Genomic DNA, 16390 nt, shown 5'->3' with positions numbered 1-16390 from the left:
AGGACTATATAGCTAGACAGTCTAGCCAACTTGGAGCGAAACTATGGAATGGCAACTGCAGGACGCCAAGAACCAATTCTCGAAGGTGGTGCAGAAGGCGCGCCATGAAGGGCCGCAGATTGTCACGCTGCGCGGTGAGCGCACGGCCGTCGTGCTGTCCGCTCATGACTACGACGCTCTGCGCGCCGGCCGGCCAACGCTGGTCGATGATCTGCTTGGCGGTCCCGCTTGGGACGATCAGCTCGCTGATGCGGTGAATGTACGCGTCAAGACGCCAAGCCGCGATGTGGCCTTCTGATGTATCTGGTTGACACCAACATCGTCTCAGAGGCGCGACGCGGCACGCCGCAGGCGGTGTCCTGGCTGCGCTCTGTCGATCCGCTCAGCATCCACCTGAGTGCGCTCACCCTCGGCGAAATCATGCGCGGCATTGCCCTGAAACAGAGGTCGGATCCGAAGACTGCCGCGCACCTCACCGAATGGCTGCGCAAGCTGCGCCACGACCATGGCGACCGCATTTTGCCGATAACCGACCAAATCGCGGTCGAATGGGGCCGCATCGCGGCAATCCGCCCCCGCGGCGATATCGACGGGTTGATCGCCGCGACCGCGATCGTCCACGATCTCATCCTTGTCACACGCAACGTCAAGGATTTCGAAGACACAGACGCCTCCGTGATCAACCCTTGGGAGACGTCGGCGTGAGCCGCTCGGCGTCGAACACCGGCTGTAGCCGGCATTCAATGTGTCCATTCGACGGAAGTACGGGTTCCTGTTTTAGACCTCTAAAGTTGCATAATGTATCGTCGGGAACTGGAACTGGTCGCCAGCCTCTAAGCACGCTGGGCCTAGAAGTTCAGCCCGCTTTGTTTCACGTATTAGCTCGTACGGATCCGGGACCTAGAGCAGGATAGGTACTTGACGTGTCTGCATCTTCGCCTCGAAAACGCACCAGGCGGGCCGGCTCCGTGGAGGGCGGATGTGCTGCCCTCTACCCCTTTGACCCGTCAACGGACGGGCTGCATTTGACGATCTATCACGGATAGGCGGTTGCCCCGTCGGGTTTGCGGGTGACCTTCCGCTCCCAGTGAATGTAGTCGTCTGTCTGCAGCGCCTTCTCGTCGATCTCTAGACCCCAGCCCGGCCTGTCAGGTCGCAATTCCATATGCCCGTCCACTGGCATATAGGGATCTGCCGCCCAGGGGGCGTGAGCATGCGGCTTAAACTCCAGCACCTTGAAGTTCGGCTGAGCTGCGCAGAAGTGGACGTTGACCGCAGTTGCAAGCGGCCCCATCGGATTGTGCGGCGCCACCGTTACATAGTGGGCCTCGGCGATGGCTGCTATCCGGCGCATCTCGGTGACGCCGCCGACCACGCAGATATCGGGCTGGATAATGTCGGCGCCGCGCGCAGACAGGAGCGAAAGGAATTCGAAGCGCGAATAGAGCGATTCGCCTGTTGCCAGCGGCACTGTCACCTTCGACTTCAGTGCGGCCCAGGCCGGAATATGCTCAGGTCGGATCGGCTCCTCGTAGAAGAGTGGATCATTCGGCGCGATGGCGGCAGCGAGCTGCACGGCCTGGTAAGGTTCGAAAATTTTTGCATGCGCATCGAAGGCGTATTCGAAGTGCGAAGGAGTGATTTCGCGGATTTTGCCGAACCAGTCACCGGTTTCCTTGACCAGTTCGCCCCAGCGTCCGGCATGGAGATCACGTCGATAGGGGCTGAGCTTGAACGCGGTGTAGCCGTACTTTTCATTGAGTTCGAGAGACTGCTCTCGTGCGGCTTCCGGATCGGGTGCCGTGTAGACACCGCAATAGACCTTCACGCGGTCACGCACATTGCCACCCAGCAGCATGTAGACCGGCAATCCGGCGGCCTTTCCGGCGATGTCCCAGAGTGCGTGATCAATCGCCGAGATCGCGGCAAGGCCAAGCGCTCCGGGCGGGAAGCGGCATTGCTGGTTGAGCTTGAGCGCGAGGAATTCGACGCGGCGCGGATCTTCGCCTTCGATCTGATGGAAGAGATAGTCGAAGAGCGGGGGCAGCGCCCAGTCCGGGCCGTGGTTGTAGCACTCGCCCCAGCCGGAAATGCCCTCGTTGGTCTCGATCTTCAAAAGCAGGCGCGGGCGGTCGTCTACACGCTGCATGTAGGTCTTGAAGCCTGTGATATGCATGACACTCTTCCTTAGGCCGCACAGCTCTTTTCGACGACATTGTCGACGATCGCGCGTAGATCAGCTCGCTCTGCTTCGGTCAGGCTTTCGACGCCGGGCACGCGCACGGGGCCGACATCGGTTCCGAGCATTCCGAGCGCTTCCTTGACGACGGTGACGTTGGCACCGTTCAGATACTTGGTGCGGAGTGCCTCGAAGCCGGCAATGTCATCGATGAGTGCGCGGGCTGCGGCGTAGTCGCCGTTTTCCAACGCCTGGTGAATAGCATGCGAGCGCTCCGGAAAGACGTTGACGAGGCCAGAGGTGAAGCCGCGGGCTCCCATCGCGTAGAAGGCGGGCGCCCAGCCTTCTGCGAGACCGCAGACCCATATCGCCGGCGCATCCTTCGTCGCGCGAATCACCTCAGCAAGAAGCATCAAATTTCCGGAGGCGAACTTGATGCCGGCGATGTTGGGATGCAGTACAAGCTTGCGGAAATCGGCAACCGAAAAAGTGTCACTCCGCACATAGGCGATGACCGGAACCGTACTGGCTTCTGCAAGCTCAAGGAAATATTTGGCTTGGAAGCTTGGGCCAGCGAAAGGGTCCATGGGGTGGTGTCCCATGATGGCATCGGCACCTTCGGCGATTGCGTCGCGGGCCAGGGCCTTTGCTTCCGTGAGCGAGCGGCCGACAGCCGCACTGACGAGCGACTTGCCAGCGGCGGCTCTGATGGTTGTGGTATGGACCGTGCGCACTTCGTCCATGGTCAGGGTGAAGAATTCGCCGGTATTGCCAGCCGCCATCAGATTGTGAACGCGCGCATTGGCGAGGCGGGCGATGAGATCCGAAAGCTTTGCGGTATCGACGCTCCCATCGCTCTTGTAGGGGGTCACGGGCACGCCAGATATACCCGTAAGGGCCTTGCGGATCTTCTCCATTGCCTCGGTCACGTCAAATATCCTCTTTCTTCTTGAACACGATGTTGAGGTAAGTTTCACCGGAACGCACGACATGGTCGCGCATCACGCGTTCCGCTTTGTCGCTGTCGTTCGATATGATGGCGGCTGCAATCGCGGTGTGCTCGGCCAGCGCCTTGCCACGTTCGAGCGGATCGGAATGGATAACGCGGCGAATGCTGCCATCGTAGAACTGCTGTCGCTCGATCATGCGCGACAGATACTGGCATCGCGAGGCAATGTGGATTTGCTCGTGGAAAGTCTCATTCAGCGAAATTAGATCGTCGGCGATGCCGTGTTCGGTGGCGTTAGCCATCATCGTGACGATCTCCTCGAGTTTCTGGATTTCGTCCTTCTCGATCCGCTTGGCAGCCAGATGCGCGATCATCGATTCCAGCGCGGCGCGTGCCAGGATCATTTCTTCCGCCCAGCTCGCATTGAAACGGATCAGCACGCCACGGCGCGGCAAGGTCTCCACTAGTCCTTCCGTTTCGAGCTGACGCAACGCTTCCTTGATGGGTGTGGTGCTGACGCCGAGCTGCTCGGCGAGCTGGCGCTCGTTCACCCGCTCGTCCGGCGCAAACCGGCCTGAAAGGATCGCCGTTCTCAACGTCCGGTGCACATGATCGCGAAGCGTCGTCAGGAACCGCGGGTCGATCTTTTCGATGCGGTCTTCGCCAGGCTCTTTCGCTGCCTCGTTTTGCATGTCCCGAAATTCCCCCGTTGACGACAAAATCGATTTGTGAGATCTGATATACCAGATTTCAGATCGATGTCGATATGAAAAATCGCGCTTGGGGAGAGGCCCAGTGCACCAGGGAGGAGAATACGACTATGAAAAGACGCAGTTTTTTGATGGCGTCGGCTATAATGGCCTCGACTCTTGCCGTCCCGGTCGCCGTGCAGGCGGCAACGCCCGATGACCAGTTGGTTATTGCGACCAACATGTCCTCGATGCGTGGGCTGGATCCCAACGAGCTCAACCAGCTTGAAGCGGCCGAAATCGTCGCCAATCTCTATGAGCGGTTGATCATTGTGTCCGCTGACGACATAACCAAGCCGCAGCCAGGGATCGCCGAGAGCTGGACTGTGTCGGACGATGGCAAGACGTTCACTTTCAAGATCCGTTCGGGCGTCACCTTCCATTCTGGAAATCCGCTGACGGCAAACGATGTCGAGTGGTCGTTGCGCCGGCTGGTCAAGCTCGGGCTTGCGCCTTCGGTTGATCTTCGCCAGTGGGGCATCACCGACAAGAATGTCGACGAACTGATCAAAGCAACGGACGACACAACGGTCGTGCTGCAGATGCCCGAAGTCTGGAACCCGAACCTTATCTTGTTCTCGCTTGCGAGTTTCTCGACCTCGATCCTCGACAGCAAGCTTCTTGCCGAAAACGAGAAGAACGGGGACATGGGGCGCGAATTCCTGCAGACGAACGACGCGGGCTCGGGTCCGTATTCGCTCAAGACCTGGCGCGTCAACGATCTCCTGATTTCCGATGCCTTCAAGGACTACTGGCAAGGCACGCCGAAGATGCGCCGTGTCATCCTGCGTCATATGCCAGAATCGTCCGGCCAGCGACTGCAGCTTGAAGCCGGCGATGTTGACGTCGCAACCCGCCTTTCGTCCACTGACCTGGCTGCGATCGAAATGGGTGGTAAGGCCGAGATCCAGAAGACACCAGGCTTCGGATTCTACTATCTGGCGCTCAACCAGAAAGACGAGATACTTTCCAATCCGAGGGTTCGCGAAGCTTTCCGCTACCTAATCGACTATGACGGTCTCGCCAACACCGTGATGAAATATTACGGTATCAAGCAACAGACGATCATTCCCGGCGGCCTGCCGGGTGCCTTGAACGAAACCCCCTACAAGCTGGATATCGAAAAGGCCAAGCAGTTGCTGGCAGAAGCCGGCTATCCAAACGGCTTCTCGAAGGTCTATTACGCTACCCCGGTCACCCCGGAGTATGAAGTCGCGCAGTCGCTGCAGGCCAACGCAGCCAAAGCTGGCATCAAACTCGACCTTCAGGGCGGCGATCACATCGGTAAATTCCGCAACCGCGAGTTCGAGATCTTCTCGGCGCGTACAGGCGAACGTCTGCCAGATCCCCACGCTGTCCTTGCATCCTACGCGACCAATCCGAACAATACCGACGATGCAAAGCTTGCTGGTCTCATCGCCTGGCGCTCCGCCTGGGAAGTTCCGAAAAACATCCAGGACATGGTGACAGCGGCCGCCCACGAGACCGATCAGCAAAAGCGCGCCGATCTCTATGCGAAGATCAACAAGGCATATCTCGAAGCGTCTCCAGCACTCGTGACTTCCTTCCAGCGCACAGACGCAAAGGCGGTGCGCAAGGAAGTCACTGGCTATGTCGGCCATTCAACTTGGTTGACACGTTGGGACACTGTCTCGAAAGGCGATTAAGCCCTTCCTGTCGAGGAGTATGATCGTGAGTATCTCACAGACATCTGCAATCGCCCCGGGACGCGCCAAGGCAGCGTTAGGTGCTCTGCGCAAGGTGGCGGCATCCTTCGCCGTCATCCTGACGACGCTGCTCGGCCTGCTCGTCATTACCTTTGTTGTCGGCCGCATGGTGCCGGCCGACCCGGTCATTGCGGTGATCGGAGACCAGGCCGATCACGAGACCTACGAGCGTGTCTACAAGGAGATGGGGCTGGATCAGCCGCTCTATGTGCAGTTTGCGACCTACCTCGGCAATGTCGCGCATCTTGATTTCGGCCAATCGCATGTGACCAAGAATGCGGTATCCAGCGATCTTGCTCGTGTCTTCCCGGCAACGTTGGAGCTTGCCACTCTGGCAACCCTCATCGGTGCCGGTTTTGGTATTCCTCTCGGCATCATATCCGCTGTGCGGAAGGGCACATGGGTCGATCATCTCGCGCGAATTGTCGGTTTGCTTGGCCATTCCACGCCGATCTTCTGGCTCGGTACGATCGTCATCCTCGTTTTCTATGCGAAGTTCGGGCTCATTCCCGGCAGCGGCCGCCTGGATGTCTACAACGAGGGACTGGTCGATGGGCCGACACATTCGATCCTCGTCGATGCGGTCCTTGCCGGTGAATGGGAAGTCTTCGGGGATGCTTTGCTGCACGTCGCAGCTCCCGCGCTCATCCTCGGCTATGCCGCAATGGCCTATCTCAGCCGCATGAGCCGGAGCTTCATGCTGGAGCAGTTGAGGCAGGAATATGTGCTGACCGCCAAGGCCAAGGGGCTCGGGCAGCGCGCAATCGTCTGGCGGCATGCCTTCCGCAACATCCGGGTGCAGCTTCTGACGATCGTGGCGCTTGCCTACTGCGGACTGCTCGACGGCACCGTGCTGATCGAGACGGTTTTCGCCTGGCCGGGCCTTGGACAGTATCTCACTTCGGCGCTGTTCTTCGCCGACATGAATGCCGTTCTGGGCAGCGTCCTGCTCATCGGTATCATCTCGATTGCCATCAATCTTCTGTCGGATCTGACCTATCGGTTCCTTGATCCGCGTACCCGGTGACATCATGGCGACACGTTATTTCAATGATCTCCACAATTGGCTGATCAATGAGGAATTCTCCTCGATGCGCCAGGCGCGCCTTCACAAGGCTTATGTTTTGTGGTTGAGCCTGATCGCCAATCCATTGGCCTTCGCAGGCTTTCTGGTAGTGGTCGGGCTGGTCTTGGTGGCAACCTTCGCGCCGCTGCTGGCCAACCACGATCCAATTCTTCAAGACCTCACCATGGCCCTCAAGCCGCCTTCGGCGGTGAACTGGTTCGGCACCGATGAATTTGGTCGCGATGTCTATTCGCGCCTCGTCTACGGCGCCCGCACGACGCTCTATATTAGCGTGCTTGTGACCGTCATCGTGGCTCCGATCGGCTTCGCCATAGGTGCGACGGCCGGCTACCTTGGCGGCTGGGTGGATGTTGTGCTGATGCGCATAACCGATATCTTCCTGTCCTTCCCGAGCCTGGTTCTGGCGCTTGCCTTCTCCGCGGCCCTCGGCCCGGGCATCGAGAATGCCGTCATTGCCATCGCGCTCACTGTATGGCCGCCGATCGCACGCCTGGCGCGCGCCGAAACGTTGACGTTCCGCGCCGCAGACTTCGTCGTTGCCGCAGAGCTGCAGGGTGCCGGGATGGGACGCATCCTCTTTCGCCATATCGTTCCACTCTGCGCACCATCGATCATCATCCGATTGACGCTCAACATGTCGAGCGTGATCCTGACGGCAGCCGGCCTCGGCTTCCTCGGTCTCGGGGCGCAGCCACCGATGCCGGAATGGGGGGCAATGGCAGCCTCCGGTCGCCAATATCTTCTCGATGCCTGGTGGCTGACGACGGTCCCCGGCATAGCCATTCTTCTGGTCAGTCTAGCCTTCAATCTGCTTGGTGATGGACTGCGTGATATCATGGATCCTCGCAATGCCTGAGCAAACGAAGCCCATTCTTTCGGTTAAGAACATGTCGGTTCAGTTTCCGAGCCTGTCGGGTGTGGTCAGCGCGGTGAGAAACCTCTCATTCGAAGTGGGTCGCGAAAAGGTTGGCATCATCGGCGAATCCGGCTCTGGCAAAAGCACGACCGGTCGCGCGATCATGCGGCTGCAACCGGCTACAGCCCGTGTCGTCGCCGACGAGATGCGGTTTGAGGATGTCGACCTTCTGACCGCGAGCGAGGCTGAGATGCGGGCGATCCGCGGAAGCCGGATCTCCATGATCCTGCAGGATCCGAAGTATTCGCTTAACCCGGTCATGACGGTGGGCGAGCAGATCGCCGAGACTGTCATCCTTCACGAGCGACTTGGAAGGAAGGCGGCGCGTGAACGCACGCTTGCGATGCTGGAGCGCGTCAACATCCGTGATCCACAGCGCGTCTTCAATCTCTACCCGCACGAAGTCTCGGGCGGCATGGGTCAACGGATCATGATCTCGATGATGCTGATCTCATCGCCCTCCCTCATCATCGCCGATGAGCCGACCTCGGCGCTCGACGTGACGGTGCGCCAGCAGGTGCTGTCAATCCTCGACGATCTGATTAGCGAGCGAAATATCGGGCTGATCTTCATTTCGCATGATCTCAACTTGGTGAAGAGCTTCTGCGACCGGGTCATTATCATGTATGCGGGCAGGATCGTCGAAACCATTGATGCTTCGAAACTCGACCAGGCGACGCATCCCTACACCCGCGGACTTCTGGAGGCGTTGCCAAGTCTCGATCATCCGAGAGACAGGCTGGAAGTTTTGAAACGACAGGCAAGCTGGGCGGAGGCGTGACATGTCCATTATATCGGTCAACGATCTTGCCGTGTCCTTCGGCAGCGGTAACGATTTCAAGCAAGTGGTCAAGAACGTCGCCTTCGATGTTGAGCCTGGCGAAACCTTTGGCCTGGTCGGTGAAAGTGGTTGCGGCAAGTCGACGGTTCTCGGCGCTCTCGCCGGTCGCATCAAGGGCTGGAGCGGTTCCGTTTCGATAGACGGCGAGGGGGTGGGGCCGAAACGGTCGCGCTTGCAACTTGCCAAGCAGCAGATGGTGTTTCAGGATCCATTCGGCTCGTTGCATCCCCGCCATACAATCGGCCGAACGCTCTTGGAACCGCTGGAAGTCCATGGCCTCGATCAGAGGCAGGAGCGCGTAGAGCGGGTGCTGCGCGACGTTGGTTTGCCGCCTGCCTTTCGACACCGTTTTCCGCACCAGCTTTCTGGCGGTCAGCGCCAGCGCGTTGCAATCGCCCGGGCTTTGATTCTCAATCCGCGCATTCTGCTTCTCGATGAACCGACTTCGGCGCTCGACGTGTCGATCCAGGCTGAGATCCTGAACCTCCTGAAGGATCTGCAGGAAAGGGATAAGCTGACATATGTGCTCGTCAGTCATGATATGGCGGTGATCGCTCATCTTTGCAACCGAGTCGCGGTGATGTTGGACGGCCAGTTCGTCGAGGTGGCCAGCCGCGAGCAGCTTCTGCAAGGCAGTGTTCAGCACCCCTACACAAGGACATTGCTGGATGGCAGCAGGGGATATGTTCCGCCGCGGAAGTTGGCGTCATAAATGCACTTAGGTCGGCGATTGGCTGCTGGGCATCTACTTTGCCCCACCCCCGATCTTTCGCGCACAGGTGTCAGATGTTCTGGTCATCCCGTGCTTCTGCAACTGCGTGATCTACCGTCGGGAACTCTTTAGGCGCTAGGGGCTTGCTCCGTCGCTGATTATTTCCGTGTAGGCGCGATAGGCGAACACTCGGCCGCGCCCTCGGCCCGTTGCTCAACGTTCCCGAGTCTCTGGAGCTGGGCTGGAGCTGAGCATGGTCATCCCGTTTCGTTCCACTGCCGCGGTAGCGGTCAGTAAGGCGTCGTACGCATGACTCACGGTTAATGAACGAAAATTAATTCTTGCTTATTTAAAGAGGAGCAATTCGCGCTTCGAACTCTGGTTCGATTCCGCTCAAAGCGGCCATTTCGAGCGTGGGGCGAAGCGCTTGCTCAGTATAAGAGCTACGGCAGGCAATCTCTACAATCTCAACCGTCTGGCCGAGAACGAAGTGCAGGTCGCGGCCGCGATCTACTTCGACGATATGTACGCCGATGCGGAGCTGTCGTACGATACGTGCGTCGCGTCGGGCATGCTGAGGCCCAGGTGACGAACGAATATCGCACCGCCAGACCTTCCTGAACGACGCACTCGGCAAGCGTCGTCCTCCTTCGCCAGAGCTGTCCAAAAGCGCAGGCTTTCAATCGGCGAGTTCAGCATACGACGATTGGATTCGACAACCGAGGACCCACTTGAGGTGAGGATCCAGAGATGTTCTGCGGGAAGGCGAAACGCCGGCGATCCCCGGAGTGAGCTTCGCAAGCGTCCGTTCCTGCGCCTGCCGATAGCGGCGCAGGATGTGCGGGTGAAACGCCTGCAGCGCGTCCGGTTCGCCATCGCAGAGGCGCTCCAGCCCCCCAAAAAGGGTCGATGGAAATGCCTGCAGATCTGCTTCGGATTAGTAGAGGCGAATGATTTCGTCTTTGAGCCAGGCGATTACATCTCTCTTCTTCGATGCGCTGACCGCATCCAGCCATTGTACTCCAGTCCTGATGCCAAGCCCGTTCATTTTGGATCGAGACCCGCCATGACAAGATCGCTTCTCATGCGCGCAAGGAACATTTGAGCACGCGATCAGTTCCTCAGCGTTTTTGTCATCCGATGAATATGCTCGGCGCCGATGCCGCAGCAGCCGCCGATGATTGTTGCGCCGGCTTCCATCCAGGAACAGGCGTAGCGCGAATAGGCGTCGCCGGTGAGATCCTCTCGAGTGTCGTGAAGGCCCTCATTCGCTCCGGAGGCGGTCTGTTCGCCTTCGAAAGCATTGGCGTAAACGCCGATCTCGAGATGAGAACCGCACTCCTTGAAGACGCGTGCTGCCGTTTCGACCGCAGCATGCATTACCTCTGGCTTGCTGCAATTGAATAAGAGCGCCTCGGCGCCGGACGATGCCGCCCACTTCGCCGCATCCTCCACTGTTTCCCCGGAGCGCAGCTTCGGTTCGCCTCCCGCTATCTGCGCCTTGTCGTCGGCCAGGGTGAACGAAATATAGAACGGCTTGCCGAACCCGGAAATGGCAGTACGGACAGCTTCCCCTTCGGCAATCAGGCTCAGGGTTTCGCCGAGCCAGATGTCCACATAGGGGGCCAAGTTGTCGACAAGGACCTTCAGATAGTCTTGCACGCGCGACGGATCGAAGTTGAGCGGTTCGTAGGACCCGAATATCGGTGGCAGCGAACCGGCGACGAGAACGCTTTGATCCGGAACTGCCGCCGCCGCTTCGCGTGCCAATTGACCCGAAAGCGCGATGAGTGCTGCCCCGTCCTTCTGAAACCGCTCCTCGCCGATGTGGAAGGGGACGAGTGCGTAACTGTTCGTCGTGACGATCTGCGAACCGGCCGCGATGAATTCCTCGTGTACCTTTCGCACGATGTCTGGCGAATTGACGAGTGCAAGCGCCGACCACTCGGGCTGCTTCAGTTCTGCGCCAAGGCGCAGGAGTTCGCGGCTCATGCCGCCATCGAGAATGCTAAGTTTATTCATGCAGAAAGCTCCATATGGGGATAGACGCTCCGGGGCACGTCATTCGGAAACGGGGACGGTCGAGGCAAGCAAGCGGTCAGGCAGTTAGGGTCGCGATTGGGTTCGGCCGCGCGCAAATCACGTGTTGGGCTCCGATCGAAGTTACCGTCGCAACGGCACCTGTGCCTCAAAGCGGCGAAAGGCGCTGGCGATGATGGCCGTGAGAACAAGGTAGAAGCCTGTGACGACGATCAGCGGCTCGTAGACGAGCAGCGTGTCCTGGCGCACCATGCTGGCTACGGCATAAAGATCCATCACTGTCACCGTAAAGGCGAGCGGGGTGGCTTTGAGTTGCATGACGATCTCGCCGCCGATCGTCGGCAACGCGATGCGAATGGCGCGAGGCAGCCAGATGCGTCGGACGAGCGTGGAGCGCCGCATGCCGAACGCGTAGCCCGCTTCCAGTTCGCCCTTCGGCACTGCGAGCAGGGCACCACGCAGAACTTCGGCTTCGTAGGCCGCATAGTTCAACGTAAAGCTTAGAGCCGCGAAGAAGAACCCTTCGCGCAGGATCGGCCAGAAGAGGCTCTGACGGATGCCTGGGATCATCGGCAGCAGCGATCCGACGCCATAGTAGAGAAGCCACAGCTGGATGAGCAGAGGCGTGCCGCGGAAGAACGTGCAGTATGCACGGGCAAAATGCCGCGTCAGCCTGCCGCCGCTCACCTGCGCAAAGGCGAGGCCGATAGCGATCACAAACCCGAACACGACCGAGATCAGCAGCAGTAGCACCGTCTGTCCGGCGCCTGCCAACAGGAGAGGCCAATAGGCAGTTATCCATGAGAAGGTCATTGCTCCTCCTCCTCAGGCAAGGGTGTGCTGGCCGCGCCGTACATGGCGCTCGATCAGCCTGAAGACGACGTTGGAAACGAGCGTGATGGCAAGATAGATGAGGGCGGAAGCGAGGAAGAACAGGAAGTAGTGTTTGGTGCTTGCGCCTGCAAGGCGAGTAGCGAGCGCGAGTTCCTGGTAACCGACGACGGCGACAAGTGCGCTATCCTTGGTGATCGACATCCACAGATTGGCAAGACCCGGTAGTGCATTCGGCAACAGGGCAGGCAGGATCACACGGCGCAGGCGCAGCATCGGCCGCATGCCGAAGGCCTTCGCCGCCTCAAGCTGGCCCGCGGGGATGGCAAGGACCGCCCCACGCAGGACTTCCGTCATATAGGCGCCTTGCACAAAGCCGAGGACGGCGACTGCGGCGACGAAGCCATTGATTTCGACGGCAGGTATACTGACCGCGGCCAGGAGCCGATTGAGGCCATCCATTCCCGCATAATAGAGGCCGACGATCAAAATCAGTTCCGGGATGGCGCGCACGGCCGTCGTATAGAGATTTAGCAACCGAACCAGGAGCCTGTTCCCGGAAAGCTTGGCAAAAGCGCCTCCTGCGCCGAGCACGAGGCCGACCGCAAACGCGCCCGCAGAGATCGCGATCGTCGATGCGGCGCCCGCCAGCAAGGTCCCACCCCATCCGGGAGGATGAAGGGCGAGCAGATCCAGGATACCTTGCTGGGGGGCGGACATCTTCGGATTACTTTGCGCCGTAAATGTCGAAGTCGAAGTACTTCTTCGTGATTGCGTCGTAGTTACCACTCGTGCGAACGGCAGCGATCGCGGCATTCAGCTTCGCCTTGAGTTGGGTATCCTCCTTACGCAGACCGCCGGAAACACCGGCTCCGAGAATGTCCTTGTCATCGGCGACATCGCCCATCTTGGCGCAGCATTCCTGTCCGCCGTCGCTTTTCAGGAAAGCATCGAGAGCGAGCGAGTCGCCGAAGACATAGTCGATGCGGCCGGCCGCAAGATCCTGGAACGCTTCATCAAGGGTCTGATACGTCTTCTGCTCAGCCACATCGGCGAAATATTTCTTGTAGTAATCCGACTGAATGGTCGAGACCTGGATGCCGATCGTCTTTTCCCTGACGTCGTCAGGGGTTGCACCTGGCTTTTGGTCTTTCGGGCCGATCAGGGTACTTGGAGTGTTGTAGTACTTGTCGGTGAAGTCGATGATTTTCGAGCGCTCAGCAGTTTGCGACATCGACGACCAGATCACGTCGAACTTTTCGCTCTGAAGAGCCGGGATGAGGCCGTCCCAGGAGAGTTCGACGATCGAGCACGTCTCCTTCATCTCCTCGCAGACCGCGTTCATCAGGTCGATTTCCCATCCTTGCCATTGACCGGCGGCATCCTTGGCGAAGAAGGGCGGGTAAGATTCGTTCATGACACCGAAACGGACCTCTGCCTGAGCCGTTAGCGAAGAAGCGGCAAAGGCGGCGCCGGCGAGAAGAAAGGGCAGCAATTTCATTCGTGGTTTCTCCTGATTGGAATTTCTGTGACGGTCAGGCGGCCATGCCGGTGAATTCCCGGCAGCGTGCGCTGAGCGGAGCATCGAAAATTTGGCTTGGCGATCCCTCTTCTTCGACCTGGCCCTGGTGCAGGAAGACAACGTGGCTGGAAACATCCCGGGCAAAACGCATCTCATGGGTGACGAGCAGCATTGTTCGGCCTTCCTCTGCAAGATCGCGGATGACTTTCAGGACTTCGCCGACCAGTTCAGGATCGAGTGCAGAGGTCGGTTCGTCGAACAGCATGACGGCAGGATCGACGCAAAGCGCCCGTGCAATTGCGGCACGCTGCTGCTGCCCGCCCGAAAGGAACGCAGGATAGGCATCACGCTTGTCATAGAGGCCAACTCTGTCGAGGAGAGCTTCGGCTTTCTCGATGGCCTCGCGGCGGGCGACACCCATGACGTGGACCGGGGCCTCGATTACGTTTTCGAGCACGGTTCGATGCGCCCAAAGATTGAAGCTCTGGAAGACCATGCCGAGCCCGGTTCGAACGCGCTCGACCTGTCGCCAGGTCGCCGGCTGCAAGCGCCCGGTACGGCTGCGCTTCAAGACGATTTCCTCGCCGTTTACGACGATCCGCCCTTGATCCGGCACTTCCAGTAGATTGATGCAGCGCAGGAACGTGCTCTTTCCGGAGCCTGACGAGCCGATGATCGAGATTACATCACCGTTTTGGGCTTTCAGTGAAACGCCCTTGAGGACTTCGTTCGGACCAAAGCTCTTGTGCAGGTCATCCACCCGAAGTGCCTGAAAAGACGTTTCTGTCATGCGCGGTCCCGATCTCGTGAGAATTGCGCGGAGAATATCGCCGACAGACGCCGTTTTTGCGCGAAATTTCAGATCAATTTGCACATTTTGTGCAGAAATTTGTTCCACGCGCACTTTATGTGATAGAATGCCGCTGCGTTCGGGCAATTTAATCGCTGGGCGGAGGGGGCGGAATGGAAAAACTTGATGGATTTGATCGAGACATTCTCGATGTCGTTCAACGCAATTGTCAGCTTACGGCTGAAACCATCGCAGAAAGTGTCGGACTTTCGACCTCGGCAGTGCAGCGACGTTTGAAACGTCTGCGCGAGGAGGGAATCATCAAGGCCGAGGTTGCCGTTCTCGATCGCAAGGCAACGGGAACGCCTATGGTGTTCATCGTCGGAATGGAAATCGAGCGGGACAACTATGATGCTCTCGCCAAGTTTCGTCTCTGGGCGGAGAAGCAGGATCACATCCAACAGGTCTACTATGTCACTGGTGCAGTCGATCTCATCGCGATCGTCACGGCGTGTGACGTCGAGCACTACGACGACATTGCTGCAACCATCATGGCGGAAAACCCGCAAATCCGGCGCATGCATACCAATGTGGTGTTGCGAGATGTTAAACTCGGCCTGTTCGTCCCGTTGGCCGGCTTTGAAAGCGACGGCAAATAGATGTTCGACACTTGGTGTGCTCTTTAATCGTACGGTACGGCGCTACGTTCAGCTGTCGTTGCGTTGGGGAGGTGAAAGCCGATCCTCCGGAGCGAACTCGCGACGACTTTGCACCAGCCCTCAAGAGTGAGCCGTCCTGATCGAAAGCGTGCCAGAGCCAGTGCTTCTTGCCGCCGATCAAAACGACGGCTTCATCGAGGTGCCACTTGTCGCTAAGCCGCCCGGATGAACGACGGTGGATCTCGTTGGCAAAATTACGCCCGAATCTATCCGCCTACAGCCGGATCGTTTGATGCGAGGCAATAATCCCTCTCGCCGACCGTCGCGTTAGTCGGAAACGAGAACAAGCGTTCGATTCCGTTCAAGAGCAAGGGAATTGTCGGTCGTGGGGCGTACAAGTTTCAGCTGGATAATAGACAAGTGAAACGACAGCGCTTATATTTAGCGCCTGGTATTACCTTTAACCAAGGAGGGTTGCCATGGCATCTCCGACCTCGCTTAAGCTCGATGATGAGCTCAAAGGCCGCGTTCAACACTTGGCCGAAATCCGCCGCCGATCGTCTCACTGGATCATGCGCGAAGCGATTGCGCAATATGTGGAGCGAGAAGAGAAGCGAGAGGCATTGCGACACGACACGCTCAACGCGTGGGAGGAGTATCAAGCGACGGGCCTTCATGCCACTGCGGACGAGGTCGGAAAATGGCTATCCACGTGGGGAACGGACGACGAGAGCGCCGCACCTGAATGCCACAAATAGTCTTCTCGCCAGCAGCTGTTCGTGACCTTGAACGCCTTCGAAAATTCTTGCGGCCCAAAAGCCCATTGGCAGCCAAGCGAGCGGGTGAAGCCATTCTGAAGGGTGTGCAAGCCCTTGGCGCACATCCTAAAATGGGGCGCCTCATTGATGATCTGCCTGATCAATATCGAGAGTGGCTCACTGATTTTGGAGATAGCGGGTACATCACCCGCTACCGTATTGATGGGGACATTTTGACAATCCTAGCCGTGCGCCATCAGAAAGAAGCTGGTTTTTGAGAGTGCCACCGGCGTCGCCTTGAGCGACTGTTCTCAATGCTGGGCTGAAACGGGCAATGCTGGTCTGGAAACGACGGCGTGGGATTTTCGGTAGCCGTCGTTCCATGACGTGAGGAAGATTAGTCGTCCGCGCGGACGGACAATCGAGATCGCCGATCGTGCGGCGTCGCGCGCAGGCCGTCGATCGGCCGCGTGGTACATTGGCACTTTCAATGGCAGACAAACAGGACTATATAGCTAGACAGTCTAGCCAACTTGGAGCGAAACTATGGAATGGCAACTGCAGGACGCCAAGAACCAATTCTCGAAGGTGGTGCAGAAGGCGCGCCATGAAGGGCCGCAGATTGTCACG

20 protein-coding genes and 1 pseudogene are annotated in these 16390 nt (G+C 58.5%); 12 read left to right on the top strand and 9 right to left on the bottom strand.

Annotation, left to right across the window (positions count from 1 at the left end):
* Positions 1–43: 43 nt before the first annotated feature.
* Positions 44–298, top strand: coding sequence for a type II toxin-antitoxin system Phd/YefM family antitoxin (locus tag AC244_RS33990; protein WP_014332761.1), 255 nt, complete (start codon positions 44–46; stop codon positions 296–298).
* Positions 298–705 (top strand): type II toxin-antitoxin system VapC family toxin, encoded by a 408-nt coding sequence (locus AC244_RS33985; protein ID WP_053253230.1) that lies wholly within the window; start codon positions 298–300, stop codon positions 703–705. Before AC244_RS33990 ends, AC244_RS33985 begins: the two co-directional genes overlap by 1 nt.
* Before the next feature lie 331 nt (positions 706–1036).
* On the opposite strand, the gene AC244_RS33980 is transcribed toward AC244_RS33985, so the two are convergent.
* Genes AC244_RS33980 through AC244_RS33970 form a run of 3 tightly spaced genes read right to left on the bottom strand, consistent with a single transcriptional unit; the run spans position 1037 to position 3820 of the window.
* Positions 1037–2176 carry a mandelate racemase/muconate lactonizing enzyme family protein gene (locus AC244_RS33980; protein ID WP_053253229.1) on the bottom strand — a complete coding sequence of 380 codons (1140 nt, stop codon included), beginning with the start codon at positions 2174–2176 and terminating at the stop codon, positions 1037–1039.
* 11 nt (positions 2177–2187) lie between these two features.
* On the bottom strand, positions 2188–3096 hold the full coding sequence (locus AC244_RS33975; protein WP_053253232.1) for a dihydrodipicolinate synthase family protein: 909 nt from the start codon (positions 3094–3096) through the stop codon (positions 2188–2190).
* Positions 3097–3109: 13 nt separating this feature from the next.
* A complete protein-coding gene (locus tag AC244_RS33970) occupies positions 3110–3820 on the bottom strand; it encodes a GntR family transcriptional regulator (protein WP_053253228.1) in 711 nt (236 codons plus the stop codon).
* A 164-nt stretch (positions 3821–3984) separates the two neighbouring features.
* Here AC244_RS33970 and AC244_RS33965 point away from each other — a divergent pair, with 164 nt between their 5' ends.
* The 6 genes from AC244_RS33965 (at position 3985) to AC244_RS37820 (ending at position 9749) form a co-directional block, all read left to right on the top strand.
* Complete coding sequence (locus AC244_RS33965) at positions 3985–5544, top strand: ABC transporter substrate-binding protein (RefSeq protein ID WP_234717121.1); 1560 nt, start codon at positions 3985–3987, stop codon at positions 5542–5544.
* A 19-nt stretch (positions 5545–5563) separates the two neighbouring features.
* Positions 5564–6631, top strand: coding sequence for an ABC transporter permease (locus AC244_RS33960; RefSeq protein WP_414735991.1), 1068 nt, complete (start codon positions 5564–5566; stop codon positions 6629–6631).
* Between the two features lie 4 nt (positions 6632–6635).
* Complete coding sequence (locus AC244_RS33955; RefSeq protein WP_053253226.1) at positions 6636–7547, top strand: ABC transporter permease; 912 nt, start codon at positions 6636–6638, stop codon at positions 7545–7547.
* The gene (locus tag AC244_RS33950) at positions 7540–8388 is read left to right on the top strand and encodes an ABC transporter ATP-binding protein (protein WP_053253225.1); all 849 of its coding nucleotides are present in this window, start codon (positions 7540–7542) and stop codon (positions 8386–8388) included. The genes AC244_RS33955 and AC244_RS33950 overlap by 8 nt, the downstream gene beginning before the upstream one ends.
* A gap of 1 nt (position 8389) precedes the next feature.
* Complete coding sequence (locus AC244_RS33945) at positions 8390–9160, top strand: ABC transporter ATP-binding protein (protein ID WP_053253224.1); 771 nt, start codon at positions 8390–8392, stop codon at positions 9158–9160.
* A gap of 427 nt (positions 9161–9587) precedes the next feature.
* Positions 9588–9749 (top strand): hypothetical protein, encoded by a 162-nt coding sequence (locus AC244_RS37820; protein ID WP_202596160.1) that lies wholly within the window; start codon positions 9588–9590, stop codon positions 9747–9749.
* A 524-nt stretch (positions 9750–10273) separates the two neighbouring features.
* Here the strand turns inward: AC244_RS37820 and AC244_RS33940 are convergent.
* From AC244_RS33940 to AC244_RS33920, 5 genes are all read right to left on the bottom strand, one after another.
* The gene (locus AC244_RS33940) at positions 10274–11182 is read right to left on the bottom strand and encodes a homocysteine S-methyltransferase family protein (RefSeq protein ID WP_053253223.1); all 909 of its coding nucleotides are present in this window, start codon (positions 11180–11182) and stop codon (positions 10274–10276) included.
* A gap of 141 nt (positions 11183–11323) precedes the next feature.
* On the bottom strand, positions 11324–12013 hold the full coding sequence (locus AC244_RS33935; RefSeq protein WP_053253222.1) for an ABC transporter permease: 690 nt from the start codon (positions 12011–12013) through the stop codon (positions 11324–11326).
* 12 nt (positions 12014–12025) lie between these two features.
* On the bottom strand, positions 12026–12751 hold the full coding sequence (locus AC244_RS33930) for an ABC transporter permease (protein ID WP_053253221.1): 726 nt from the start codon (positions 12749–12751) through the stop codon (positions 12026–12028).
* Between the two features lie 7 nt (positions 12752–12758).
* Positions 12759–13532, bottom strand: coding sequence for a transporter substrate-binding domain-containing protein (locus AC244_RS33925; protein ID WP_053253220.1), 774 nt, complete (start codon positions 13530–13532; stop codon positions 12759–12761).
* 34 nt (positions 13533–13566) lie between these two features.
* A complete protein-coding gene (locus tag AC244_RS33920) occupies positions 13567–14343 on the bottom strand; it encodes an ABC transporter ATP-binding protein (protein WP_053253219.1) in 777 nt (258 codons plus the stop codon).
* Positions 14344–14516: 173 nt separating this feature from the next.
* Here AC244_RS33920 and AC244_RS33915 point away from each other — a divergent pair, with 173 nt between their 5' ends.
* Positions 14517–15002: an Lrp/AsnC family transcriptional regulator gene (locus AC244_RS33915; protein ID WP_053253218.1), complete on the top strand. Its 486-nt coding sequence runs from the start codon at positions 14517–14519 to the stop codon at positions 15000–15002.
* Positions 15003–15077: 75 nt separating this feature from the next.
* Here AC244_RS33915 and AC244_RS38705 read toward each other — a convergent pair.
* Positions 15078–15321 (bottom strand): annotated as a pseudogene (locus tag AC244_RS38705) (DDE-type integrase/transposase/recombinase); the annotation flags it as partial.
* Positions 15322–15481: 160 nt separating this feature from the next.
* Here AC244_RS38705 and AC244_RS33910 point away from each other — a divergent pair.
* The 3 genes from AC244_RS33910 to AC244_RS33900 form a co-directional block, all read left to right on the top strand.
* Positions 15482–15760, top strand: coding sequence for a CopG family ribbon-helix-helix protein (locus tag AC244_RS33910; RefSeq protein WP_053253217.1), 279 nt, complete (start codon positions 15482–15484; stop codon positions 15758–15760).
* Positions 15748–16038: a type II toxin-antitoxin system RelE/ParE family toxin gene (locus AC244_RS33905; RefSeq protein WP_053253216.1), complete on the top strand. Its 291-nt coding sequence runs from the start codon at positions 15748–15750 to the stop codon at positions 16036–16038. Before AC244_RS33910 ends, AC244_RS33905 begins: the two co-directional genes overlap by 13 nt.
* A gap of 268 nt (positions 16039–16306) precedes the next feature.
* Positions 16307–16390: type II toxin-antitoxin system prevent-host-death family antitoxin (locus AC244_RS33900; RefSeq protein ID WP_152976234.1), on the top strand; the 84-nt coding region annotated here is incomplete at its 3' end.

The sequence above is a fragment of the Ensifer adhaerens genome (assembly GCF_001270265.1).
GTDB classification, from domain to species: domain Bacteria; phylum Pseudomonadota; class Alphaproteobacteria; order Rhizobiales; family Rhizobiaceae; genus Ensifer; species Ensifer adhaerens_B.
Note: the sequence above shows the minus strand (reverse complement) of the source record. Positions and strands in the feature narration are given on the sequence as shown.